Here is a 23,079-nt window from a genome sequence, read left to right on the forward strand (position 1 = left end):
TCCGGGGCCTCATCGGCAGTTGCTCCAGCGGACGCCGCCGGCGTCGAGCCGCCGCACGCCCTTGTCCCTGGCGACCGTCCAGGCCACCTTCAGGGTGAGCGTGCCGCCGGCGGTCACCGTCCCGCCGGTGCGCAGGCCGTCGCCGGTGGCGCGGCCCGTCCAGACGATGGTGATCCGGCCGCGCCGCACGTCGGGCCCTCCCGGGCAACCGGGCCGCGAACGCGGGTCGAGGACGCGGAAGGTCGTGCCGTCGACGACGATGCCGCGCGTGCCGGTGGCCGAGACGACCCGGCACGTCGCGGTGCACGCCAGCGAGAACGCCCCGGCCCGCCCGGACCCCAGCCACGCCGACCGGGGCGACACCCGGGCCGTGGGCGCCGCCGGTTTCGGCAGGTCGGCCTTCCGGTCCAGGGACGACAGCGCGGACCCGGCGGCCGGGCCGATCGCGGCCGTCCAGCGCGTCGGCGTCTCGGCCGGGACGGCCGCCTGCGCCGCCGCCCTGGTGACCACCGCGGGATGCGCGCGCGCGTTCAGCACGGCCCACACCAGGCCCACCACCAGCAGCCCCACGCCCAGCAGCAGGCCCAGCCTGGCCACCGTGCGGATCGGGGCCTCGCTCTCCTCCTCGGGCTCCGCCGGCTGCTCCCGCCAGAACTCCTGCCAGGGCGCCTCGCCGTCGAGCCGGTCGAGTCCGCCCGGCTCGCCGTTCCAGCCGATGCCGCCGTACCGGATGATCAACGCGCCGGGCGGGGCGGCGGCGCCGTCACCGCCACCGGCCTCACCGCCGCCGATCGGCGCGCTCAACGGGCCGGTCACCGGGCTGTTCACCGGGCTGTTCACCGGGCCGCCGACCGGGCCACCCACCGGGCCGCCGACCACGGTGCCGCTGAGGCCGCCTTCTGTGCGGTTGTCGTAGACGAGCTTGTCGCCCGGGGAGCCGCCGCGGAAGGGCCGGGCGCGGCTCGTCGGCGTGAACGGGTGCCGCCCGCGTGCCGCCCGCCCCGGGGGCTCCTGGTCGGCGGCGGCCGCGCCCGCCGCCGACCAGGGGTTTCCCGGTGTCGCCGTCGTGGGGTCGGCGACCGGGGGCATCGACGTCGCCCCCACGCCCGGCGGGGCCGCGAACGGCTCCACCAGGGTGCGTGCCAGCACGGGGAAGCCGTCCGCCCGCCAGAGGGGTCCCTCTCCGGGCAGCGGCTGCGCCGAGGCGAGCCGGTTGGTCAGTGTGCCGGGCAGCTCCGCGATCGGCAGCCGGCGCAGCAGCGTGGCGGCCGACATGGTGCGGGGCGCGGCCCGGCAGGCGGCGCAGCCCTGGATGTGCCGGCTGATCCGGGCGCGGGCCCGGCGGCCCGGCGAGGTGACCCAGGCCGCCACCCGCGTGGTCAGATCAGGACATCCGGTACGGCCGCGCGCGGCGATGATCGCGGCGAACCAGCCCTCCAGCGCGTCGGCCGCCCGCGCCACCACGGCGCTGACCTCGTCCTGGTTCAGGCTGAAGACGGTGGCCAGCTCGGCGTCGGACAGGCCGTGGCGCAGGGACAGGTCGAGCAGCTCGCGCAGCGGGCGGTCGAGGGACAGCAGCGCCTCGGGCAGCAGCTCCGACATCCGCCCCGGACGCGACCAGGAGCCGATGCTGGCCGGCTTGGCCACGAACGCGCGGTGGGCGCGGGCCAGGGCGTAGAGCCAGGGCCGGTGCAGGGCGGGGTCGCGCAGCCGGTCCGCGTAGAGGTGGGCGGACACCAGCGCGCCGGCGGCCGCCTGCTCGGCGTCGCCCGCGGCCAGCTCGGTGCGGCAGTAGTCGTAGAGGCGGGAGCCGTGCGTGTCGCACAGCTCGCGGATGGCCTGGCGCGCTTCGTCCGAGAGCGTTCGCCACATGCGGTGTCGCACCTCCTCAGCGGTGTCTCAGACGGGCCGGGCCCCACCGGCGGAGCCGGGAACGGTGTCGAGCAGCGAGGCCTGCGCGAGATAGGCCCGCGTGGCCTCCGGATCGCCGGCGATGGCCCGCAGCCCGGCCATCGCCGCGGCCAGCCGGGCGCTGTCGCGCTCGCGCACGCCGGCCGGCCGCGTCTCGCCGCGCGGCATCACCCGCTGCAGCAGCACGGCCCGCCGCCGCCACGCCCACGCCTCCAGCGCGGTGGGCGGCGCGAAACCGCCGAGCACGGCCGCGATCACCTGGCCGACCTCGACGGCGTCGTGGATGCCGGCGTTCATGTTCAGGCCGCCGACCGTGGACGTCAGATGCGCGGCGTCGCCGACGAACAGCACCCGCCCGCAGCGGTAGGACGTCAGCACGCCCCTGGACAGCCCGAACCGGTCGGCCCCGGTCACGTGGATGGGCCCGCTCGCCCCCGGCAGGGCGCGGCGGACCAGCATCGAGACGTTGGGCGAGGACAGCGGCTCGGTGGCGTCGCAGGGGATCCTGAAGATGATCCGCCAGTGGTCGGGCAGCGCGAGCAGCGTGCACGACTGCTGCACGTCGCGGACGTAGGTGAGCGGCGCCAGGCTCGGCAGCAGCCGGTCGAGCGGTGAGTCGGTGAACACCCGCAGCGCCTGCGTCGGGTAGGCCGACCTCGGGAAGGGCAGGCCGAGCGAGCCGCGCACCGTGCTGTGGCCGCCGTCGGCGGCGATCATGTACCGGGCCCGCGTCCAGGTCTGGCCGACGCGGACCCGGATGCCGGTGCCGCCCTCGGAGACGCCGTCGACGCGGGTGCCGAAGCGCACGTCGACATCGGGGTAGGCGTTCAGGGCCGCGAGCAGCAGCGGGGTGAGCGCGGCCTGGTCGGCGTGGACCCTGAACGGGTGCTTGGTCAGGCCGTTGAGCCGGTTCATGCCCATCTCGGCCAGCACGATCCCCGACCGGTCGCGCCACTGCACCCGGTCGACCACGCGGCCCTTGGCGACGAGTTGCGAGGCCACGCCCAGCTCGTCGAGCAGGTCGAGCGTGGCCGGATGGAAGGTGCAGGCCCGCGCCTGCCCGGCGAGCTCGTTCTCCCGCTCCAGCACGGTGACCGGGATCCCGGCCCTGGCCAGCGAGAGTGCCGCGGTCAGCCCCGCCGGGCCGGCCCCGACGACGATCACGCCGTTCATGCGGGGCGCCTCCCCTGCTCCGCCATCTGGCGGCGGTAGGGCACGCGGCTGAGCGTGACGTGCTCGCCGATGGCCCGCGACAGGGCCCACCAGGCGGTGCAGAGGTTGGACGTGAGCAGCATGCGGTCGTTGCCGGCACTGAGCGGCCCGAGCACGGGCAGCGTGGCCATGCCGGTGCCGGTGAACAGCAGCACCGCGTCGCCGGGCACCTCGGCCCGCTCGACCTGGGTGATCAGCTCGGCCGGGGTGACCGCGTAGGAGGAGTAGCCGCCCTTGGCCGCCCGCACCTGCACGACCTGCGTGACGTTGAGCCCCGCCGTCTTCCAGAAACGCTCGGCCAGCTCGGTCAGCCACGGCTGGTACGGCGAGACCAGCACGATGTCGCTCACGCCGGCGTGTTCCACCGCCTCCCTGGTGGCCTGCGTGGAGGAGGCGAACGGCACGCCGGTCGAGGCCGACAGCCGCGCGCACTGGTCGGCGTCGTCGTCGGGGCCCAGCAGGTAGCGGGACTCGCTGCAGGCCATGACCAGGGCGTCGAGCGGCAGGCCGTCGAACGCGCAGACCATGCCGGGCAGGGCCTCGTTGTAGCTCTCCAGCCGTTCGGCGAGCGACACTCCCCGGTGCACGGGGAAGCGGGTGACGTGCATGTCGGCGCGCGAGCCGAGCAGGCGGGTCAGCTCGGGCTCCGCCGAGGGATTGGCGGGGGCGACGATCACGCCCACCCTGCCGCGGCTCATCTCGCACCTTCCGGGTCGGGGACCGTCCGCATGACGGTCAGGCCAGCGCCTGGTCGATCTCGCCGATCGCCTGCACGGACACCTGCCGGATCCGACGCAGCCGGTGGACGGTGCGCGGCGGGGCCTCGGCCCGCGACGGCTCGTCCCGGCCCTCGCTCCTCGGCTCGGCGGGCTGGGGTCGTGCGCCCCGGGCGTGCACCTCGTGCGGCTGCCGCCTGGACACCTCGTCGGTAAGCATGATCACTCCTGTCGGTCGCGGATCCGGGGGACGCGGGCCGGGCGCGGCCCGCGGACGTCGTGGCCACCGGCACGGGGGCCCGCGCGGGCGCCGGCCCCCTGAGGGGGCGGTCGATCAGAGCCGTGGCGCCCGTCACGCCGATCGTCGCGCCCGGCGTCGCCGCCGTGCCGGTGGCGCCGGCCGGGGAGCCGGGCGGGCCCGCCTCCCCGGTCGGGGAGGCCGCCGCCCGATCACGGGCGGACGGCCGCGAGGAAAGCCGGCCCCAGGCACTACCCCTTGGTTTGGCCGGCACGCCAGCCGCTACCGCGCCGGCCGACAGCACCGTGCCGACTTTGTCGGGCACGTGACGCACGGTGCCGGAGGGATGGGGTAGCGCCGGAGCCGGCCGCATGAGGGCCGCCGGCACGGCCGCGCGCGGCGCGGGCGGTGCGGGCGGGCCGGTGGGCGGCCAGGCCCGGCGGGGGAGGGGGAGCGGCGTCATCGCGCCGTCTCCTGGTCGAGCGCGGTGGCGGCCCTGTCGGGCACGCTGCCGGGCACGCTGTTGGGCACGCTGACGCAGACCATGCGCTCGGTCAGCCCCGCACGCGGCCCGCCGGCGCGCGAGCGGGCGGGCGGCGCGGTGCCGGCCACCGTGCGCGCGACCCTGGCGGCCAGCGCGAGGTGCTCGGCGCAGCGCCGGCTCACCTTCGACTCCAGCCCGGCCACCTGGGCCAGCCTGAGCCTGATGGGTTCCAGCGACGACCGGCGTTCGAGCCCGTCGAGGTCGGCCAGCCGGACGGGCCAGCGCAGCGCGTCGCGGCAGCGCTCGACCACCGCGGCGGGCAGCTCGGCGGCGGGCATCCCTTCGTGCCGCAGCCGGGTGGCGATCATGACGGCCGCGAACGACGTGCGGTCGAAATGGGCCAGCCGGCCGGACAGGGCCGCGCCCAGCATCCTGGCGCGGTGGCCCAGGCAGACCGCGCTCCAGCCGAGCAGCAGCAGCCGGTCGGGGCCGGGTTCGGTGTGCCAGCCAGCCAGCCGCAGCTCGCGGGCCATGCGGTGGTGCAGGCGCCAGCGGTGCCGCGGGCTGTCCAGCCAGATCTCGACCCCGCCCAGCGGCAGCTCGGCGACCTGGACGTCGCGGCTCGTCAGCGGGCCGGCGACCCGCGCGCAGATGCGCCGGACGACCTGCTGCTGCCCCCGGGAGACCGGATCCTCCAGGAAGCGTGAGCCGTCGAGGGAGTCCATGGTCACGTCCGGCCACCTCCTTGCCGGAGACTCTCGCGAATCGTCCGGGCTGTTAAGCCACAGTTACCACGCGCTCCGATACTGTGCTGGAAAGAGGGCCTATGTCAACTCACACTTTGCGAATATGTTGATACCTACCCGCCGGGCAGAGCTGGCTCGCGTGGCAGGGGACAGTGGGGGTCTCGTACCTTAGGCTGGGAAAAGTTCACGGGCGGTAGGAGGTGCGCCGTGGCGAACTTCGCCGAACGGCTCGATCTCGCGCTGACCAAGCGCGGCTTCACGGGCGCCCAGGTCGCCTCCGCCCTCACCGAGGCGGGCATACCCATCACGCGCGCCTACGTCAGCCAGCTGCGCACCGGCAAGCAGACCAACCCCACCCTCCAGGTGCTGCGGGCGCTGGCCGCCTGCCTCCAGGTGAGCGTGGGCTGGCTGGTGGGCGACGAGCACTACGAGTCCGGCGCGGTCGAAGACCTGCAACTGCGGGCGGCCGCGATCGGCCTGTCGGCCTCCGGGTTGTCGGAGGGGTCGCTGGCCGTCCTGCGCGGCGTGGTCGAGCTGGCGCGCCGGGCCGAGGGGCTGCCGGGCGAGCCGGAGCCGGCCGCGGAGATCCCCGAGGCCGCCACGCCGCTCAACGACTCACAGCGCCGCGCGCTCGGCAAGCGGCTGCACGGCCTGCGCATGGGCGTGCGGCTCTCGGTCGAGCAGGTCGAGGGCTCGCTCGGCAAGGGCGCCGCCGCGATCCCCGCGATCGAGGAGGGCCGACTCGCGCCCACGCCGATCACGGTCGAGCGCCTGCTCGGCCTCTACGGCGTCACCGCCCCGCCGGTCCGCGAGTACGTGCTCTCGCTGGCCAGGGGCGAGCGCGAGGCCGCCTGGTACGACGCCCAGTCGGTGCCCGTCTGGCTGGCCACGGCCTACGCGCTGGAGCAGCGGGCCACGGTGATCCGCACCTACCATCCCCAGTTCGTCCCGCCGATGTTGCAGACCGAGGACTACGCGCGGGCCGCGATCACCGTGGCCGGGCCGGCCACGCTCGGGCAGTCGTCGGTGGAGGAGGCCCTGGCGCTGGTCATGGCCCGCCAGGAGGCGCTGGCCGGGGCCGGCGACACGGTGTTGTGGGCGGTGATCGACGAGGCCGTGCTGCTGCGCTCGATCGTCGGCCCGCACGCCCAGCTCCGCCAGCTCGACCTGCTGCTCGACCACGCCAAGCGGCCCAACGTCTCGCTGCACGTCGTGCCGATCGACGACCCGGCGTACGTGCCCCGCACCGGCCCGTTCACGCTGTGGCGCTTCGCCGAGGCGTTCGAGCCCGACGTCGCCTGCGCCCATGGCGTCGAGGCCGACGAGCTGATCACCGACGCCGCCGCGGTCGAGACCTACCACCAGGCGTTCACGAAGTTGTCGGTGACGACCACCACCCGCGAGGAGACGTACGAGGTGCTGGAGCTCCACCGCGAACGCCTGTCACGCTCGACAGGGAAATGATCTCCGGCCGGCGGCCATTCAGGTAAGGCATATTTCCGCAGAATTCATGCTTTTCCTGTTGTCTTCCGGCGCGCAACGAGGATCATAAGGTCTGGGTCATCGAGTGGGGTCCGAAAGGACCGGCTTTTCCCGAGATAGTGGGCGAGGGGAAAGGGGCAACACTCAATGCGTCAGCGTGCCATCCGAAACTTGGCGAAGCTGGAGATGACCCGAGCCATGACCACCCGGGTGCTCGACGCGGCCGCGGGCGGGAAGAACAACTTCTCGGCCGACCGCGACCTGGTACGCCGATATGACCAGGCCGCGTCCGTGACGACCACCGCCGCGCGGGCCGTGCTGCAGTTCCTGGTGCGCGTGGTCCGGCATCTGGCGGCCGAAGGCGTGGACCAGTTCGTCGTCGTGGGCAGCGGCGTGCCCAGCGGCCTGCCCCCGGGCGGCCGGTTGCACGACGTGGCCGCGGGCTGCCACGGCGGCCACGGCGGCCCCGGCGGTGTGCCCGTCCGGGTGGTCTACGTGGAGAACGACCCGATGGTGCTGGCCGGCGCGCGGGCCACCATCGAGCCGGGCACCGATCTGGTCCGGGTGGTCGAGGGCGACGTGCGCGAGATCGACGCGATCCTCGGCGACCGGGTGGTGCGCGCCTTCCTCGACTGGGACCGTCCCGTGGCCGTGCTGCTGCTCTCCACCCACAGCCTGGCCGACGACGACCACGTCCACTACGTGATCGAGCGGGTCCGCCGGGCGGCGTCCGACGGCAGTTACCTGTCGCTGCTGCAGACCACCTTCGACGGCGTGCCGGGCGAGTTGCTGCCGGCGGTCCGGGACCTGCTGGCGATGACGCTGCCCGGCCACGCGATCCGCGGCAGGCAGGAGGTGGCGGCGCTGCTCGACGGGCTGGTGCTGGTCGATCCCGGGCTGGTGTGGGTCCCGGAGTGGCGGCCCGACGACCACGGCGCCGCCTGCTCCGCCCGGCCGAGCTCGTCGGGCACGTACGGCGCCGTGGCACGCCTCCCGTGAACGCCCGGCCGCCCGTCGAGCCTCTATGAACGCCCGGCCGTCCGTCGATTCTGTGAACGCCCCGATCGCCCGGCGAGCCTCTGTGTACGCCCGGCCGTCCGTCAGGCGCCTGTCGAGGCGGCGGCGGGCGTGGCCGGCTCACCGGCCGCGCCCTTGGGCGGCTCGACCCCGAACGCCAGCACCGCCACCACCGCCAGGATGAGCGGGACCGCCCCGAGCAGCGCGGTCGTGCCGATCGACGGCGCCGCCGCCCCCGCCACGAGCACGGCGGTCACCGCCACGCCGCCGGCCTTGCCCATCCCCGCCGACAGCCCGGAGCCGCGCGAGCGCACCCGGGTCGGGTAGATCTCCGAGCTGTAGGCGGCCAGCACCGCGGCGATCGTCGCCGTCCCCACGATCGGCCCGGCCAGCAGCAGGTACAGCCAGGTACGGTCGTGCGCCAGCGTCTCGCCGGAGAAGGCCAGCACCGCCAGCGCCACCCCGACCAGCGCCGACAGCGTGACGATCGTCTTCTTCGCGCTCCACAGGCCGTACATGGCGGCCGAGATGAAGATCAGCGGCAGGCCCAGCAGCGTCGAGTCGCGCAGCGCCCGGTCGGCCGTCTGCTGGTCCAGGCCCAGCTTCTGCAGGTTGGACGGGATCCACAGCTGGAAGCCGTAGGTGACCAGGCCGATGCTCAACCCGAGCACCACGACGGCCACCGTCAGCCCGGTGAACGGAGGGCGGAACAGCCGCGAGTAGCCGCCCGCGTGCTCGTCCTCCACCCGCTCGACGGCGGCGGCGGCCTCCTCGGTGGTGGCGGCCGCGCCGTACCTGGCCAGGACCGCGCGGGCCTCGGCGTCGCGGCCGTGCGCGAGCAGGAAGCGCGGCGACTCGGGGATGAACCGGTTGAGCAGGATGAGGAACACGCCGGTCGGCAGCCCCACCAGCCACAGCACCCGCCAGGAGAACGTCGGCGCCAGCGACGCCGACAACCAGCTGGCCGCCAGGTAGGCGACCGCCAGGTTGCCGCCGATGAGCACCATCACCCAGCCCTTGTGCCGCGGCGGGATCGTCTCGGCCAGCAGCGAGAACGTGATCGGCAACATGCCGCCCGCGCCCAGCCCCATGGCCACGCACATGGCCAGGTTCCACTCGAAGTCCGGCATGACGCCGCAGATCGCGGTGCCGATGAACAACACCCCGGCGAACAGGATCGACGGCTTGCGCCCGATCTTGTCGCCCATCCAGCCCCACAGCAGCGAGCCGAGCACCGTCCCGGTGAGCCCGGCCAGCGGCAGCAGCGCCACGGGCAGCTCGCCGGCCGGGTTGAGCGCGGACTTCAGCCCGTACTCCTTGGCCATGCCGGGCGCGACGAAGCCGAGCGTGATCGGCTTCATGGCGTCGATGATCACCGCGACCGACATGACCACGATCAGCCCGATGTGCGCCGGACGCATGCGCGCGTCGTCCAGGGCGCGGACGCGTACCTCGGCGGCCGGTCTGGCCGTCAGCGCGCCGGGCGGGATCAGCCCGTACGCGGTGACCGCCAGCCCCGCCACGATCAGCGCCATGCCGATCGTCATCGGCAGGTCCATCGGCATGCCCGCCAGGCGGTAGTGCATGTCGGCGCCGTGCAGGTACATCGGCAGATGCAGCACGACCCCGGCCACCGTGGCCAGGAAACCGAGCCAGAAGTACAGCGGTCGAGCCAGCTCGACGCCCCCCATCGCCCCTCCGTAGGCAGAACCGTGAGCAGATCCGTGATCAGATCAGGCGGCCGCCGTGCAGCCGCCATTCGACGAACAACACCCGCATCGGCCCGTTCACGAACAACCACTGGCCGACCCAGACGAAGGCGAACATCACCGCGAACGCCCACCCCCTGACCGGGCCGGCGACGCCGGGGACGAGCCCGTTGTCCAGCAGCACCCACATCAGCAGCCCCTCGGGCACGGCCGTGACCAGCCCGAACAGCGTCGGCCAGTCCTTGTCCCAGCGGAACTGCATGAACAGGTGGTACAGCAGCTCCCACCCGGCGCCCACGACGGCGACGGCCAGCAGCACGAGGAAGGCGTCCCGGAAGGACATCGGCAGCACCAGGGTGATCAGCGCGGTCAGCGCCGCCCCCACGGTGGCCAGCGTGAACAGCCGGGTCTGCAGCCGCCCGGCCAGCGTCGGGATCAAGGGAGCCTCCTGTTTCCCGCCCACCGCAGCCACTGGGCCGTGGACCGCACCGGCCCGAGCCCCTTGCAGAACCCGCGCCGGGTCAGGTCGGCGGCGATGTCGAGCGCGGCGGTCTGCATGCCGAGGAAGCTGTCCACGGCCAGGAAGTGGTTGCCGGCCGTGGCGGCGCCGGAGGCGTACAGGACGCCGCCCTCGCTCTCGGCGCCGAGCACCTCGAAGTTCTGGCCGACGCTCAGCCGGCCGGCCTTGTTGGGCCGGGCGCCGCCGTGCCGCAGCAGGTCGTCGAGGACGCGGTGCTCCGGCATGTCGGCCTCCAGGCCGGTGCAGTCGATGATGAAGTCGGACACGTACTGCATGGCGGCGGCGTTCACGCTGCGGGTGTGGGTGACCAGGCGGCCGTCGGGGGCGCGTTCGATGCGGTCGACGACGGCCTGCGTGGGGTGGTACCAGTTGCCCTGCCGGCCCCTGCGCATCTGCTCCTGCCAGCGGGCCAGCTTCGGGGTGGTGGTGCCGGCCACCGTCTTGGAGATCAGGGCGCGCTGCTCGGGCGTGGCCTTCCTGAAGCGGGCCTTGAGCTGGCCGCCGAAGGCCGACTTGGGCATCGTGAACGCCTGGTAGGCCCAGCCGTCGCCGCCCTTGCGCCGCATGAACACGTTCGGGCCGTGCGGGCCGGCCACGTACGTGCGGAACAGGTGGACGATCTGGGTGTGCAGGCCGTACCGCTCGCGGTCGTCCATCAGGCGCTGGAGCACCCGCGAGGCCACGATCCCGGCGCCGCGCACGACCACCACCCCGGGCCGCTTGCGCAGCTGGTCGTAGACATGCTCGTGCGGCTCGTAGGCGTTGACCACCCGGTAACGCTCGCCCTGCGCCTGCCGGAACTCCTGAAGGTCGTCGAGGAACTTCAGCCCCGGGTAGCCGACGGCCAGGTGCACGTACTGGGAGCGCAGCACCACCCGCTTGGTCGGCGAGGTGCCCGGCGGCGGCGTCAGCACGGTGAAGTAGCCGCCCCCCATCCGCTTCCTGACCATGCGCACCTGGCCCTTGGCCAGCATGTGCCAGTAGCCGATGCGGTCGGCCTCGCGCCGCACGGTCTGGGTGACCAGCCCGGCGCGCGGACTGTAGAAGTCGGTGAACAGCGGCTCGGCGAGCACCTGGAGGATCGGCTTGAGCGAGCCATCCTGCCAGGCCTCCTGCACCGCGTAGGAGGGGAAGCCCCAGATGTTGTCGGGACGCGCCCCCGCGTCGGACCGGATGCGCTCGTGCGCGGGCAGCTGCGAGACGCGGGTCAGGTACTCCCACGTCTGCCAGGGGGTGTCGCTGGTGGAGAGCACCCGCATGGCCGGGATCGGCACGCCTCTGATGCGCAGCACGTCGACCAGCGTGAACGAGCCGAGACCGCCGCCCACCGACACCAGCGGCACGTCGTGGACGGGGATGCCGGCCGACTGCACCAGCCAGTCCGTCCAGGACGAGGAATGCAGTAGCTCCGGAGTCAGGTCTCCCCGTGACATGCTGTGACCGAGCCCTCCCTGTCGCGGTTAAAAGTAGCGTAAAAGCCGGGGATTCAGTCCCACCAGAACGACCAGGCGTGTCGCCCGATGATCTGCTCGGCGTACCCCTGGAGGTCGCCCGGCCCCTGCACGACGTTGTCGGGACAGAACGCCCAGTGCTCGGCGGCGACGTGGAGGGCGTGCTCGGGGTCGGCCGGCGGCGCGGCCACGCTGAGGTCGAGCGTGTTGAAGCCGACGCTCACCACGCGGGCCCCGAACCGGTCCTCCCAGCTGCGCACCACGGCCGCCAGCGGCACCATCCACTCGTTGTGGTGCAGCGCGCCCTGCCACCCCATGACCGCCAGCGCGTCGGCCCCCCGGCCCGCCGCGACCAGCCCGAGCGGCATGCCCTTGGGCGCCAGCTCGCGGGCCAGCCAGTCGGCCACGTCGCCGGGGTCGGCGCGGGGCACCCCCGGCGGCGCCAGCCCCGGGCAGAGCGCCCCGTACGGCTCTAACTCCGCCAGCGCATCGCGCGGCATCTGCGCGACCCACTCCTGCCACACCTCGGTCATGAACCCCTCGGCGGTGAAGTGGCCGATCAGCATCGGGTCGTCGGGCACGATCTGCCCGATCGCCCACGGCTGGGCCGACTCGTCGAGCAGGACCGGCCACAGGCCGCTGTGGGCGTGCCAGACCCGCATGAACGACCAGTCCTCGCCGGCGGCGGGCTCGTCGCTCATCCAGAACGCCGGCCGGGCCGCCACGGCCTGCCGGGTGTAGGCGGGGTCGGGCCAGACCACGTCGCCCGCGGGCAGGCCCGGGGGCAGTCTGCGCCCCCTGCCGCCGTCGGCGAACAGCTGGCACAACTCAGGTGGCAGCTGGTGATCGTCCATGCCCTACCGTTCCGATACCGAATCCCGTCTCGGAGATGGTAGTGCCGCCGGTCGCCCCGGGGCTTTGGCGGCACGAGAAACCTTCGTGGACCAGCGGATGCGGTACTTCACGGCACAATGATGGCTGTGATGCCCTTTGACGCGGTTCTCACCGATCTTGATGGCGTGTTCCGCCTCTTCGACCACACCGCCCAGGCCGAGATCGAGGCCCGGTACGCCCTGCCGCTCATGGCCACGGCCTTCGCTCCCGAGCTGATCGAGCCGGCCATCCTGGGCCGGATCAGCGAGCGTGAATGGCTGGAGGCGGTGGCGGTCGCCCTCGGCGGCGACGAGCGGGCCCGCCAGGCGGTGGCCGAGTTCGCGGCGGTGCCGTTCCGGGTGGACGAGGAGGTCAGGGAGCTGCTGGCCAAGGCGCAGCAGCACGTGCCGGTGGTCATCGTGACCAACGCCACGGACACCGTTGAGGAGCACCTCGACCGGCTCGGGCTCACCTACTTCGCCGACGACCTGGTCAGCAGCGCCAGGGTCGGCGTGATCAAACCCGACCCGCGCATCTACGAGATCGCCGCCGAGCGCGCCGGGGCCGACCCCGCGCGCTGCCTGTTCGTCGACGACCGGCTGCCGAACGTGGAGGCCGCCAGGGCGCTCGGCATGACGGGCGTCCACTACCGCAGCGTCGCCGACCTGGCGGCCGTCCTCGGCGAGCTCTGAGGCCGGACGTGCGCCGGCCCCGCCCGCGGGAGAACGGGCGGGGCCGGCGGGCGGGTCAGTCGGCGCAGATGGCGAACACGCTGATGCCGACGTCGTTGTAGCCGATCTGGCGGCCGAGGGCGATCCAGCCGCGGGCGTCGTCGGTGGGGAACGACCCCACCAGGATCGCGCCGTTGCCCCGGGCCTCGCCGCCGCCGCCGAGCACGTGCTTGGAGCCCGGGCAGTAGACGGTGCGGCGCTGGAAGTTCGGGACGTTGGCGTTGGGCAGGCTGACGAGCTGGTAGCCCGGCGGCAGCGCGGCGCGGGTGGCCGCCGAGACGGGACTGGACGCCTGGAGGGCCACGACGGTGGCCGTGACGCAGGCAGCGGTGGCGAGGGCGATGACGGAAAGGAACAGAGACTTCTTGACGGGCATGGTCTCTCCTTGTCCTGTTCCCTGACAGGCACGGTTTCCGGGCAGCACGCGACACGCCGGCTCATGCGGTGCTTAAGGGGGCGACGTGAGAGCAGGGATGAGGGTGTTGACACGTTGAGTATCTGCTCCGTCGCATTCCGTGTCCATACGTGTTCCGCAGGTTTTCCGGGAATCCGGGTTTCCGGCGCGGCCCGCGCCGGCCGCGCCGGAAACGTCGAGCAGGCCCCATGGGCCCGGTCGTGGCGCCGGTCAGTAGCCGCCACCGCCGCCGTAGGGCGACTTCGTCTTGGGGGCGGCGGAGGGGGCGGCGGAGCGGGTGGGGGCCGGCGTGCTCGCGGGGGCGGCGGCCGTGGAGGTCGGCTTCGTGCCGGCGGGGGCGATCACGCCGATCAGGCCGTGCTTGGCGCCCTCGATGCCGGCCGAGAACCACAGCGTGTTCACGCCGCCGGTGGCCGCGGTGCCGGGTTCGAGGTCCCACAGGCCGGGCAGCTTGACGGGCCGGCCGCCGGACGTGGTGATCGCGCCCAGGTGCCGGTCGCCCTTGTAGGCGTGCACGGTGCCGTCGCCGAAGTTGCCGACCAGCAGGGCGCCCGCGTACTGGCCCCAGCCGCGCGGCGCGGCGGTCATGGCCCAGGGGGCGTCGAGCCCGACCCTGGAGATGCGGCCGGTCAGGCGGCCGTCGGCGTCGAAGCGGCTCACGAAGCCCTTGCCGGCGCCGAAGACGGGCTTGCCGGTGGTACGGTCGCGCAGCGCGTACGCCACCCACACGCTGCCGTTGACCACGGCCACGTTGTAGGCGTTGTAGCCGCGCGGCACCCGCGAGTCCTGGAACTGCCAGCCGGCCAGGCGGATGCGCCGGAAGTTCTCGTCGAAGGCGTGCACCCGGCCGTGGGCGAAGTCGGCGGCCAGCAGGAACTCGCCCTCGCCGGTGCGTACGAGCTCCAGGCCCTTGTAGTCGGCGCCGCGGGTGAACGCGGCGATCACGGCGTTGGCCGGGTCGGCCTCGGCGTTCCAGCCGGTGATGGCGCCGCTCGGGCTGCTGAAGATGAACGTGGCCGGCTTCCCCTTCACGGTGAAGCCGTCACCCGGGTTGAACACCTGGCCGGTCGGGGAGCCGCCGGGGATCCACACCTCTGTCTTCTCCTTGCGGCCCGTGCCGGAGTAGACGGTGGCGGTGCCGGTGCCGGCGTTGGAGACCCACAAGGTCTTGCCCATGGCCAGGCCCCACGGGTTGACGACCTTGGGGTCGGTGACCGGGGCCTTGCCCTTGACGTCCGACACAAGGTTGATGACGTCGAAACGGGTCCTGGTGGTCGCCTGCGCGGGGGCGGTGAGGGTCGTCCCCGCCACGACGGCGACAGCGCAGAGCGTGATGATGCGGAGCCGCATCCGTGCCTCCTAGTGAGCGCTTGTGACGCGAGATACGCGGTGGGCGCGCAGCGGGTTCAGCCGGGCCGGAAATATCGGCGGGCGAGTTTTCCCGTCCAGGGCGGGGGAGAAGGAGAGTCATGAACGTGTTGGGCATCGACATCGGCGGTTCGGGAATCAAGGGCGCCCCGGTCGACACCGAGGCCGGAGAGCTCGTCCAGGAGCGGTTGCGCATCGCCACGCCCCAGCCGGCCAAGCCCGAGGGGGTTGCCGAGGTGGTGGGCGAGATCGTCAAGCATTTCGACTGGGACGGCCCGGTCGGCGTCACCTTCCCCGGCGTCGTCGTCGACGGGGTCGTGCAGACGGCGGCCAACGTCCACCACTCGTGGATCGGCGTCGACGCCGCCGCGCTCTTCGGCGGCGCGACGGTGCTCAACGACGCCGACGCCGCCGGCATCGCCGAGATGACCTTCGGCAGGGGCCGCGACCAGAAGGGCACGGTGCTGATCCTGACCTTCGGCACGGGCATCGGCAGCGCCCTGTTCGCCGACGGCACGCTGGTCTGCAACACCGAGCTCGGCCACCTGGAGCTGCGCGGCAAGGACGCCGAGGATCGCGCGTCGGCGCGGGCCCGCGAGGAGCACGACCTGAGCTGGGAGAAGTGGGCCGAGCGGGTCGAGGAGTATCTCAGGCACGTGGAGATGTTGTTCTCGCCGGGCCTGATCGTGATCGGCGGGGGCGTGAGCAAGAAGGCCGACAAGTTCCTGCCGCACGTCACCCTCGACACCCCCGTGGTCCCCGCCGCCCTGCAGAACGAGGCCGGCATCATCGGCGCCGCCCGCCACGCCGCCACCACCGGGCCGGCGCGGTAGGGGCCGCCGCCGCGGTCCCGGCGCGGCCGGGAGCGCGGGCGGCGGTGCCGGGCGCGATATTGGGATGCGGGAGGCGGGCCGCGTCGGGCACCATGGGCCGTTGGCTCCGGGGCCACGGGGCTCAAATATCCTGAAAGCAGTATGGGAACGCCTTCGTTGTCCTCTCCGCTCGCCGACCTCCAGTCCCGCCTGCCCGAGCTCATGCCGCGCGACCAGCGGCGGCTGCGGCGCAGGCTCGACGGCATGCGCCGGGTGCGCTCCCGCGACGCCCGGGACAAGATCGTCACCGAGATCCTCGCCGACGTCGAGCGCGCCGAGCAGCGGCTGGCGCGCCGCCGCGAGGCCGTGCCGCAGGTCCGCTACCCGGAGAACCTGCCGGTCTCCCAGCGCAAGGACGACATCCTGGCCGCCATCCGCGACCACCAGGTGGTGATCATCGCGGGCGAGACGGGCTCCGGCAAGACCACCCAGATCCCCAAGATCTGCCTTGAGCTCGGGCGCGGCGTGCGCGGGCTGATCGGTCACACCCAGCCGCGCCGCATCGCCGCCCGTACCGTCGCCGAGCGCGTCGCCGAGGAGCTCGGCACCGAGCTCGGCGAGGTCGTCGGCTACAAGGTGCGCTTCACCGACCAGGCGAGCGACCGCACGCTGGTCAAGCTGATGACCGACGGCATCCTGCTGGCCGAGCTGCAGAACGACCGCATGCTCGACCAGTACGACACCCTGATCATCGACGAGGCCCACGAGCGCAGCCTCAACATCGACTTCATCCTCGGCTACCTCAAACAGCTCCTCCCGCAGCGCCCCGACCTCAAGGTCGTCATCACCAGCGCCACCATCGACCCCGAGCGCTTCTCCCGCCACTTCGGCGACGCGCCGATCATCGAGGTCTCCGGCCGCACCTACCCGGTCGAGGTCCGCTACCGCCCGCTGGCGGAGGACGACGACCAGACCGGCGGCATCGTCGACGCCTGCCGCGAGCTGGTCACCGAGGGCCCCGGCGACATCCTGGTCTTCCTGTCCGGCGAGCGGGAGATCCGCGACGCCGCCGACGCCCTGTCCAAGGCCGACTTCCGCAACACCGAGATCCTGCCGCTCTACGCCCGGCTCAGCGCCGCCGAGCAGCACCGCGTCTTCCAGCGTCACACCGGCCGCCGGATCGTGCTGGCCACCAACGTGGCCGAGACCTCGCTGACCGTGCCCGGCATCAAATACGTGGTCGATCCGGGTTTCGCCCGCATCTCCCGCTACAGCCACCGCACCAAGGTGCAGCGCCTGCCCATCGAGCCCATCTCGCAGGCCAGCGCCAACCAGCGCAAGGGCCGCTCGGGCCGCACCTCCGACGGCATCTGCATCCGGCTCTACGAGGAGGAGGACTTCCTCTCCCGGCCGGAGTTCACCGACCCGGAGATCCTGCGCACCAACCTGGCCTCGGTCATCCTGCAGATGACCTCGATCGGGCTGGGCGACATCGAGGCGTTCCCGTTCGTCGAGCCGCCCGACCGCAGGCAGGTCAAGGACGGCGTCAACCTGCTCCACGAGCTCGGCGCGTTCGACGCCCAGGGCAAGCTCACCGGAATCGGCCGCAAGCTGGCGAGCCTGCCGGTCGACCCGCGTCTCGGCCGCATGGTGCTGGAGGCCGAGAAGAACGGCTGCCTGCGCGAGGTCATGGTGATCGCCGCCGCCCTGTCCATCCAGGACCCGCGCGAGCGGCCGTCGGACAAGCAGCAGCAGGCCGACGAGAAGCACCGGCGCTTCGCCGACCCCGACTCCGACTTCCTGACCTACCTCAACCTGTGGAACTACCTGCGCGACAAGCAGAAGGAGCTGTCCTCCAGCGCCTTCCGGCGGTTGTGCAAGGCCGAGTTCCTCAACTACCTGCGGGTCCGCGAGTGGCAGGACATCTACAGCCAGGTCCGCCAGGCGCTCGGTGCCCAGCCCGGCAGCGCGCCCGCCGACCCCTACCAGGTGCACGTGTCGCTGCTGGTCGGGCTGCTGTCGCACATCGGCGTCAAAGACGTCATGGACAAGCAGCGCGCCGCCGACGGGCGGCGGCCGATGCAGGAGTACATCGGCGCGCGCAACGCCCGCTTCGCGATCTTCCCCGGCTCGGCCCTGGCCAAGAAGCAGCCGCAGTGGGTGATGTCGGCCGAGCTGGTCGAGACCTCGCGGCTGTGGGCCCGGGTCAACGCCAAGATCGAGCCCGACTGGGTCGAGCCGCTCGCCCAGCACCTGGTCAAGCGCACCTACTCCGAGCCCCACTGGGAGAAGAACCAGGGCGCGGTGATCGCCCTGGAGAAGGTCACCCTGTACGGCGTGCCGCTCGTGGTCGGCCGCAAGGTCAACTACGGCCGCATCGACCCCGACCTGTCGCGCGAGCTGTTCATCCGGCACGCCCTGGTCGAGGGCGACTGGGACACCCACCACCGCTTCCTCAAGGACAACCGGCGGCTGCTCGAAGAGGTCGAGGAGCTGGAGAACCGGGCCCGCCGCCGCGACATCCTGGTCGACGAGGAGGTCCTGTACGACTTCTACGACCAGCGCGTCCCGGCCGACGTCGTCTCGGCCAGGCACTTCGACTCCTGGTGGAAGAAGGCCGGGAAGGAGCAGCCGGAGCTGCTCACGTTCTCGCCGGAGATGCTGGTCAACGAGGGCGCCGACATCAGCGCCCGCGACTATCCCGACACCTGGAAGCAGCTCGGTCAGCGGATGAAGCTGACCTACCAGTTCGAGCCGGGCGCCAACGCCGACGGCGTCACCGTCCACGTGCCGTTGCAGGTGCTCAACCAGGTCAACTCCGACGGCTTCGACTGGCAGATCCCGGGCCTGCGCGAAGACCTGATCACCGCGCTGATCCGGTCGCTGCCCAAACACCTGCGCCGCAACTTCGTGCCCGCCCCCAACTACGCCAGGCAGGTGCTGGCCGGGGTCAGGCAGGGCGGCGAGCCGCTGCTGGAGGCCGTGGAGCGGGAGCTGCTGCGGCTCACCGGCGTCCGGGTGCCGCGCGAGGCCTGGCAGCTCGACCAGGTGCCCGACCACCTGCGCATCACCTATCGGGTGATCGACGAGCGCAAGCGCACGGTGGCCGAGGACAAAGACCTCGACGCGCTCAAGCGCCGGCTCGCGCCGCGCCTGCGCAAGACCCTGTCGGAGGCCGGCGACGACCTGGAGCGCACGGGCCTGCGCACCTGGAGCTTCGGCACCCTGCCCAAGGTGTTCGAGCAGGGCCGGATGAAGGGCTACCCGGCGCTCGTCGACGCGGGCGAGTCGGTCTCCGTCAAGATCTTCGAGACGGCCGCCGAGCAGCGCCGCGCCCACTGGCCCGGCACCCGCCGGTTGCTGCTGCTCAACGTCACCAACCCGGCCAGGTCGCTGCTCGGCGGGCTGTCCAACCAGGCCAAGCTGGCGCTGTCGCGCAGCCCCCACGGCGGCGCCGTCGCGCTGTTCGACGACGTCGTCAACGCGGCCGTCGACAAGCTGATGCTCGACCTCGGCGGCCCCGCCTGGGACCCGGTCGGCTTCGACCGCCTCCACCAGCACGTCCGGGCCGAGCTGCACGACACGGCGGCCGACGTGCTGGCCAAGGTCGAGCAGATCCTGAGCGTCTGGCACGCCATCGGCACCCGCCTCGACGGCCTGCGCTCGAGCGCCTCCACCGACGACGTGCGCGAGCAGCTCGGCAAGCTGGTCTTCAAGGGCTTCGTCACCGCCACCGGCAGCCGCCGCCTGCCCGACGTCCTGCGTTACCTGCGGGCCATCGAGCGGCGTCTCACCAAGCTCCCGGAGGAGCCCTGGCGGGACGAGGAGTGGATGGACCGCGTGCACAAGATCGAGGACGATTACCACGACCTGCTGGCGAGCCTGCACCCGGCCCGCCGGGGCGACCCCGACGTGACGGAGATCCGCTGGTTGATCGAGGAGCTGCGGGTCAGCTTCTTCGCCCAGACCCTCGGCACCCCCACGCCGGTGTCGGAGAAGCGCATCGCCAAGGCGATGGAGAAGCTGCGGCCCTGAACCTCGGGGCGGCACACGGACGTACAGGGGGAGTGATGGTCAAGGCCGTCAAGGCCGTCGTGCTCGACGTCGGCGAGACGCTGATCGACGAGACGCGCATCTGGTCGCGCTGGGCCGACCGGCTGGGGGTGAGCAGGTTCGTGCTCATGGGCGTGCTCGGCGGCATGGCGGCGCTCGACCGTTCCCACCGGGAGGCCTTCCAGCTCGTCCGGCCCGGTCTCGACGTGGAGGCGGAGATGGCCGCCTGGGAGCGCGACGACCCGGCCGGGCTGCGCAACCACTTCGACGGCGACGACCTCTACCCCGACGTGCGGGAGGCCCTGGCGGCGCTGCGCGCGGCCGGGTTCCAGGTGATCATCGCCGGCAACCAGCCCAGCCGGGCCTTCGACGCCCTGGTGGCGATGGACCTGCCGGTCGACTCGGTGCACACCTCCGAGGGCTGGGGGTTGTCCAAGCCCGCCCCCGAGTTCTTCGCCAAGGTGGCCTCGGTGGCCGGTCGCGAGCCGGGGGAGATCCTCTACGTCGGCGACCGGCTCGACAACGACGTGCTGCCCGCCGCCCGTGCGGGCATGCGCACGGCGTTGCTGCGCCGCGGCCCCTGGGGTTTCCTGCACGCCGAGCGCCCGCAGGCGAAGGCCGCCGACATGATCGTCGACGACCTGCACGCCCTGCTGCCCGCCCTGCGCCGGCTCACCTGAGGCCCGCGGAGATGATCCGGATCAGGTGAGCCGCGCTGTGCCCGTGCGGGCCAGGTGAGCCGCGCGTGGGCTTCTGCGGGTCAGGTGAGCCGCGCGCGGCTTCTGCGGGTCAGGTGAGGTCCTCGTCGGGGTCGATGCGCAGGGCGCGCTCCTCGGCCGACAGGTCCTCCCGGTCCGCGTCCCAGTCCACGCCGATGGCCTCGTCCTCGGTGTCGGGGTGGGCGCCCTCGTCGGGCTCGGTCAGGCGGTGCTCCTCGCGCGGGGCGCGGCGCGGGCGGTCGGGCAACTCCTGGCGCAGCCGCTCGTCGAGCGTGGCCTCGTGCTGGGGGTCGTCCTCTTTGACCTCGTGATGCAGGCCGAGGTCATCGGTCCACTCCCTGACCTCGATGTCCTGCTCGTCGGCCATGCCGAATCGGTCTGGAGGTAGTTCGCTCATACTGCGCCCTCTACCCACCGTACGGACCGGAATCCTACGACTTGGCCCGGCTTAGGGCCTCCTGTAGCTCATCCTTGTCCATCTGGGACCGTCCGGGGATGTCGGCCTGCTTGGCCTGCTCGTACAGCTCCGCCTTCGTGGGCTCGGCCGCGCCGCCGCCCTTCAGGGCCCGCAGCTCCTCCTCCCGGCGCTGCAGGAACGCCTTGCCCAGCTCGCGCAGCTCGGCCTCGCTCGCCGTCCTGGCCAGGGCGGGCAGGAGAGTCGTCTCCTCCTCCTGCACGTGGTGGCTGACGGACTCGACGAGCTGGTCGAGCGTCTCGGCGAACTCGGGGGTGCCCGGCTGCGCGCGGACGAGCGCGTCGAGCAGCACCTCGGCCTCCTTGTGCTCCTCGACGCCGTGGTGGGCGTCCAGGCCGGGGTAGACGCGGTCCTCCTCGGCGCGGGCGTGCGCGGTCAGCAGGGCGCGCAGCTCGGCCACGGCGGCCGACGGGTCGCCCGCCCCCTTCTTGAGCCGCTCGAAGAGGGACTCGACGGTCCGGTGGTCATGGGTGATCAGAGTGATGACGTCCGTTGCCATGGCGGCACCCGCTACCCGCCCGGTCACCGTCCAATCGCGGCGCCCACCAGGGAGCGGGGGTCGGCGGCGCCGGCCAGCATGCCGTCGGGGCGCACGTCGATGAGGTGGGCGTGGCCGAAGGAGCCGCCGTACGGCAGCGTGCGCACCGGGTGGCCGAGCACGGTCAGGCCGTCGGCCCAGGTCGTGCCCTCCTCCAGGTCGAGCACGGCGTCGTCGGGGGCGTCCCAGGTGTCGAAGCCGTTGCCGCCGCCCAGCCGCCAGCGCGGTGCGGCGAGCGCCTGGCCGGGCTCCTCGCCGTGGCGCAGCAGGCGGGTGATGACCTGGGCCAGGATCTGTGGCTGGGCGTCGCCGCCCATCGTGCCCACGACCGTGCGCAGCCCGCCGCCGGGACGGGTGATCAGCGCGGGGGTCAGAGTGTGCGGCGGACGGCGGCCGGGGCCGTACTCGGCCGGGTGACCGGGACGCAGTGAGAAACCGATGCCGCGGTTGTGAAGGTTGATCCCGGTACGCGGCTCGAAGAGCATGCCGCCGAACCCCGACGCGTTCGACTGGATCAGCGACACCCCCATCCCGTCGCCGTCGACCGCGCACAGGTACGTCGTGTCACCGTCGGCGGACGGCGCCCGCAGACGGCTGCGCCTGACCGGGTCGACCAGGGCCCGGCGGCGGGCGATCTCGCCGGGGTCGAGCAGGTCCTTGGCGTCTTCGTGCAGCAGGTCCAGCCGGTCGTGCCCGGCGGCCCTGGCGGCCTCCGACAGCAGGTGGGCCCAGGCCGGATGGCGCGGCGAGCCGGGCAGGTCGAGCCCGTCGAGAACGGCCAGGGACATCAGCAGCAGGTAGCCCTGGGAGTTGGGCGGCATCGACCACACGTCGTGGCCGAAGGCGCGCACCCGCAGCGGCTCGACCCAGTCCGCGCCGGGGACGGCCAGGTCGGCGGCGGTGTACTCGCCCGCGCCGAGCTCGATCAGGCCCTGCCCGAACTCGCCGAGGTAGAAGCCGTCGCGGCCGCCGTCGGCCACCGCCTGGAGCGCGCGGGCCACGCCGGGACGGGTGACGCGATCGCCGGCCCGGCGTACGGAGGCGAAGTCGCCGCCGCCCGGCCGCGCGGCCGCCGTACGGGCGCCCGGGACCAGCAGCGGCGAGGCGGGGAAGCCGTCGCGGGCCAGCGCGATCGCGGGCCGCAGCAGCTCGGCCATGGGCAGCCGGCCATGCCTGGCGTGCAGGGCGAGCCACCCGTCGACGCAGCCGGGCACCGGCACGGACCTGACGTCGTGCAGGTGCGGCATGCGGGTGTGCCCCTCGGCGCGCAGCCGGGCGGGGTCGGCGCCGGACCCGGCGCGGCCGGAGGCGTTGAGCGCGGTGACCGTGCCGGGAACTGTGCCGGGAACTGTGCCGGTGCCCTTGTCGGCGACTGTGTCGGCGACTGTGTCGGCGACTGTGCCGGTGGCAGTGCCGTCGTGGACGAGCGCGAACAGGTCTCCGCCGAGCCCGCACATGTGCGGCGCGACCACGGCGAGCACGGCGTTGGCCGCGATCGCCGCGTCGGCCGCCGAACCGCCGCGGTCCAGCGCGCCCACCCCGGCGGCCGAGGCCAGGTGGTCGACGGTGCAGACCATGCCGTTCGGGGCGTATCTGGTGTTGTGCACGT

20 protein-coding genes are annotated in these 23,079 nt (G+C 73.0%); 6 read left to right on the top strand and 14 right to left on the bottom strand.

Annotated elements, in window-relative coordinates; translation table 11 throughout:
- Positions 1–9: 9 nt before the first annotated feature.
- The 5 genes from ACFYYW_RS28770 to ACFYYW_RS28790 all read right to left on the bottom strand — a co-directional run bounded on the left by ACFYYW_RS28770 (position 10) and on the right by ACFYYW_RS28790 (position 5,292).
- Positions 10–1,872 (bottom strand): hypothetical protein, encoded by a 1,863-nt coding sequence (locus tag ACFYYW_RS28770; protein WP_387652973.1) that lies wholly within the window; start codon positions 1,870–1,872, stop codon positions 10–12.
- A 27-nt stretch (positions 1,873–1,899) separates the two neighbouring features.
- Positions 1,900–3,084 (bottom strand): FAD-dependent oxidoreductase, encoded by a 1,185-nt coding sequence (locus ACFYYW_RS28775; protein WP_387652975.1) that lies wholly within the window; start codon positions 3,082–3,084, stop codon positions 1,900–1,902.
- On the bottom strand, positions 3,081–3,821 hold the full coding sequence (locus ACFYYW_RS28780) for a hypothetical protein (RefSeq protein WP_352330774.1): 741 nt from the start codon (positions 3,819–3,821) through the stop codon (positions 3,081–3,083). The genes ACFYYW_RS28775 and ACFYYW_RS28780 overlap by 4 nt, the downstream gene beginning before the upstream one ends.
- 37 nt (positions 3,822–3,858) lie before the next feature.
- Positions 3,859–4,059 (bottom strand): hypothetical protein, encoded by a 201-nt coding sequence (locus tag ACFYYW_RS28785; RefSeq protein WP_387652977.1) that lies wholly within the window; start codon positions 4,057–4,059, stop codon positions 3,859–3,861.
- A gap of 477 nt (positions 4,060–4,536) precedes the next feature.
- Entirely contained in the window at positions 4,537–5,292 is a 756-nt protein-coding gene (locus ACFYYW_RS28790) for a hypothetical protein (RefSeq protein ID WP_387652979.1), read from the bottom strand.
- A gap of 222 nt (positions 5,293–5,514) precedes the next feature.
- Between ACFYYW_RS28790 and ACFYYW_RS28795 the strand changes: the two genes are divergently transcribed.
- Positions 5,515–6,771, top strand: coding sequence for a Scr1 family TA system antitoxin-like transcriptional regulator (locus ACFYYW_RS28795; protein ID WP_387652981.1), 1,257 nt, complete (start codon positions 5,515–5,517; stop codon positions 6,769–6,771).
- A gap of 189 nt (positions 6,772–6,960) precedes the next feature.
- Positions 6,961–7,788 (top strand): SAM-dependent methyltransferase, encoded by an 828-nt coding sequence (locus ACFYYW_RS28800; RefSeq protein WP_387652983.1) that lies wholly within the window; start codon positions 6,961–6,963, stop codon positions 7,786–7,788.
- Between the two features lie 101 nt (positions 7,789–7,889).
- Here ACFYYW_RS28800 and ACFYYW_RS28805 read toward each other — a convergent pair whose 3' ends face one another.
- The 4 genes from ACFYYW_RS28805 to ACFYYW_RS28820 are packed head-to-tail and all read right to left on the bottom strand — an operon-like array spanning position 7,890 to position 12,340.
- Positions 7,890–9,497 carry an MFS transporter gene (locus tag ACFYYW_RS28805; RefSeq protein WP_387652985.1) on the bottom strand — a complete coding sequence of 536 codons (1,608 nt, stop codon included), beginning with the start codon at positions 9,495–9,497 and terminating at the stop codon, positions 7,890–7,892.
- Positions 9,498–9,534: 37 nt separating this feature from the next.
- Positions 9,535–9,954, bottom strand: a complete 420-nt coding sequence (locus ACFYYW_RS28810; RefSeq protein ID WP_387652987.1) for a hypothetical protein — start codon at positions 9,952–9,954, stop codon at positions 9,535–9,537.
- Complete coding sequence (locus ACFYYW_RS28815) at positions 9,951–11,468, bottom strand: hypothetical protein (protein WP_387652989.1); 1,518 nt, start codon at positions 11,466–11,468, stop codon at positions 9,951–9,953. Before ACFYYW_RS28815 ends, ACFYYW_RS28810 begins: the two co-directional genes overlap by 4 nt.
- Before the next feature lie 53 nt (positions 11,469–11,521).
- The gene (locus tag ACFYYW_RS28820) at positions 11,522–12,340 is read right to left on the bottom strand and encodes a DUF4253 domain-containing protein (RefSeq protein WP_352328337.1); all 819 of its coding nucleotides are present in this window, start codon (positions 12,338–12,340) and stop codon (positions 11,522–11,524) included.
- A 129-nt stretch (positions 12,341–12,469) separates the two neighbouring features.
- Here ACFYYW_RS28820 and ACFYYW_RS28825 point away from each other — a divergent pair, with 129 nt between their 5' ends.
- Positions 12,470–13,051 carry an HAD family hydrolase gene (locus ACFYYW_RS28825; RefSeq protein ID WP_387652991.1) on the top strand — a complete coding sequence of 194 codons (582 nt, stop codon included), beginning with the start codon at positions 12,470–12,472 and terminating at the stop codon, positions 13,049–13,051.
- Positions 13,052–13,106: 55 nt separating this feature from the next.
- On the opposite strand, the gene ACFYYW_RS28830 is transcribed toward ACFYYW_RS28825, so the two are convergent.
- Both ACFYYW_RS28830 and ACFYYW_RS28835 read right to left on the bottom strand, forming a co-directional pair.
- Positions 13,107–13,466 carry a hypothetical protein gene (locus ACFYYW_RS28830; RefSeq protein WP_364389890.1) on the bottom strand — a complete coding sequence of 120 codons (360 nt, stop codon included), beginning with the start codon at positions 13,464–13,466 and terminating at the stop codon, positions 13,107–13,109.
- A 249-nt stretch (positions 13,467–13,715) separates the two neighbouring features.
- Positions 13,716–14,855 carry a TIGR03118 family protein gene (locus ACFYYW_RS28835; protein ID WP_387652994.1) on the bottom strand — a complete coding sequence of 380 codons (1,140 nt, stop codon included), beginning with the start codon at positions 14,853–14,855 and terminating at the stop codon, positions 13,716–13,718.
- A 119-nt stretch (positions 14,856–14,974) separates the two neighbouring features.
- On the opposite strand from ACFYYW_RS28835, the gene ppgK reads away from it, so the two are divergent.
- The 3 genes from ppgK to ACFYYW_RS28850 all read left to right on the top strand — a co-directional run bounded on the left by ppgK (position 14,975) and on the right by ACFYYW_RS28850 (position 20,418).
- Positions 14,975–15,706 (top strand): polyphosphate--glucose phosphotransferase, encoded by a 732-nt coding sequence (ppgK, locus tag ACFYYW_RS28840; protein WP_387652996.1) that lies wholly within the window; start codon positions 14,975–14,977, stop codon positions 15,704–15,706.
- A gap of 141 nt (positions 15,707–15,847) precedes the next feature.
- Positions 15,848–19,720: an ATP-dependent RNA helicase HrpA gene (hrpA, locus tag ACFYYW_RS28845; protein WP_387652998.1), complete on the top strand. Its 3,873-nt coding sequence runs from the start codon at positions 15,848–15,850 to the stop codon at positions 19,718–19,720.
- 35 nt (positions 19,721–19,755) lie between these two features.
- Positions 19,756–20,418 carry an HAD family hydrolase gene (locus tag ACFYYW_RS28850; RefSeq protein ID WP_387653000.1) on the top strand — a complete coding sequence of 221 codons (663 nt, stop codon included), beginning with the start codon at positions 19,756–19,758 and terminating at the stop codon, positions 20,416–20,418.
- Between the two features lie 109 nt (positions 20,419–20,527).
- Here ACFYYW_RS28850 and ACFYYW_RS28855 read toward each other — a convergent pair whose 3' ends face one another.
- From ACFYYW_RS28855 to ACFYYW_RS28865, 3 genes are all read right to left on the bottom strand, one after another.
- Positions 20,528–20,824 (bottom strand): DUF5709 domain-containing protein, encoded by a 297-nt coding sequence (locus tag ACFYYW_RS28855; protein WP_352321564.1) that lies wholly within the window; start codon positions 20,822–20,824, stop codon positions 20,528–20,530.
- A 64-nt stretch (positions 20,825–20,888) separates the two neighbouring features.
- Positions 20,889–21,431 carry a hemerythrin domain-containing protein gene (locus ACFYYW_RS28860; protein WP_387653003.1) on the bottom strand — a complete coding sequence of 181 codons (543 nt, stop codon included), beginning with the start codon at positions 21,429–21,431 and terminating at the stop codon, positions 20,889–20,891.
- A 23-nt stretch (positions 21,432–21,454) separates the two neighbouring features.
- Complete coding sequence (locus tag ACFYYW_RS28865; RefSeq protein ID WP_387653005.1) at positions 21,455–23,077, bottom strand: gamma-glutamyltransferase family protein; 1,623 nt, start codon at positions 23,075–23,077, stop codon at positions 21,455–21,457.
- Between the last annotated feature and the right edge of the window lie 2 nt (positions 23,078–23,079).

The organism is Nonomuraea sp. NPDC001831 (genome assembly GCF_042892035.1).
Classification (GTDB): Bacteria; Actinomycetota; Actinomycetes; order Streptosporangiales; family Streptosporangiaceae; genus Nonomuraea.

What these genes read in the sequence shown, in the direction of transcription:
- ACFYYW_RS28770 (WP_387652973.1), bottom strand. Translation starts at nt 1,872, where the DNA reads ATGTGGCGAACGCTCTCGGACGAAGCGCGCCAGGCCATCCGCGAGCTG.
- ACFYYW_RS28775 (WP_387652975.1), bottom strand. Translation starts at nt 3,084, where the DNA reads ATGAACGGCGTGATCGTCGTCGGGGCCGGCCCGGCGGGGCTGACCGCG.
- ACFYYW_RS28780 (WP_352330774.1), bottom strand. Translation starts at nt 3,821, where the DNA reads ATGAGCCGCGGCAGGGTGGGCGTGATCGTCGCCCCCGCCAATCCCTCG.
- ACFYYW_RS28785 (WP_387652977.1), bottom strand. Translation starts at nt 4,059, where the DNA reads ATGCTTACCGACGAGGTGTCCAGGCGGCAGCCGCACGAGGTGCACGCC.
- ACFYYW_RS28805 (WP_387652985.1), bottom strand. Translation starts at nt 9,497, where the DNA reads ATGGGGGGCGTCGAGCTGGCTCGACCGCTGTACTTCTGGCTCGGTTTC.
- ACFYYW_RS28815 (WP_387652989.1), bottom strand. Translation starts at nt 11,468, where the DNA reads ATGTCACGGGGAGACCTGACTCCGGAGCTACTGCATTCCTCGTCCTGG.
- ACFYYW_RS28820 (WP_352328337.1), bottom strand. Translation starts at nt 12,340, where the DNA reads ATGGACGATCACCAGCTGCCACCTGAGTTGTGCCAGCTGTTCGCCGAC.
- ACFYYW_RS28825 (WP_387652991.1), top strand. Translation starts at nt 12,470, where the DNA reads ATGCCCTTTGACGCGGTTCTCACCGATCTTGATGGCGTGTTCCGCCTC.
- ACFYYW_RS28830 (WP_364389890.1), bottom strand. Translation starts at nt 13,466, where the DNA reads ATGCCCGTCAAGAAGTCTCTGTTCCTTTCCGTCATCGCCCTCGCCACC.
- ACFYYW_RS28835 (WP_387652994.1), bottom strand. Translation starts at nt 14,855, where the DNA reads ATGCGGCTCCGCATCATCACGCTCTGCGCTGTCGCCGTCGTGGCGGGG.
- ppgK (WP_387652996.1), top strand. Translation starts at nt 14,975, where the DNA reads ATGAACGTGTTGGGCATCGACATCGGCGGTTCGGGAATCAAGGGCGCC.
- hrpA (WP_387652998.1), top strand. Translation starts at nt 15,848, where the DNA reads ATGGGAACGCCTTCGTTGTCCTCTCCGCTCGCCGACCTCCAGTCCCGC.
- ACFYYW_RS28850 (WP_387653000.1), top strand. Translation starts at nt 19,756, where the DNA reads ATGGTCAAGGCCGTCAAGGCCGTCGTGCTCGACGTCGGCGAGACGCTG.
- ACFYYW_RS28855 (WP_352321564.1), bottom strand. Translation starts at nt 20,824, where the DNA reads ATGGCCGACGAGCAGGACATCGAGGTCAGGGAGTGGACCGATGACCTC.
- ACFYYW_RS28860 (WP_387653003.1), bottom strand. Translation starts at nt 21,431, where the DNA reads ATGGCAACGGACGTCATCACTCTGATCACCCATGACCACCGGACCGTC.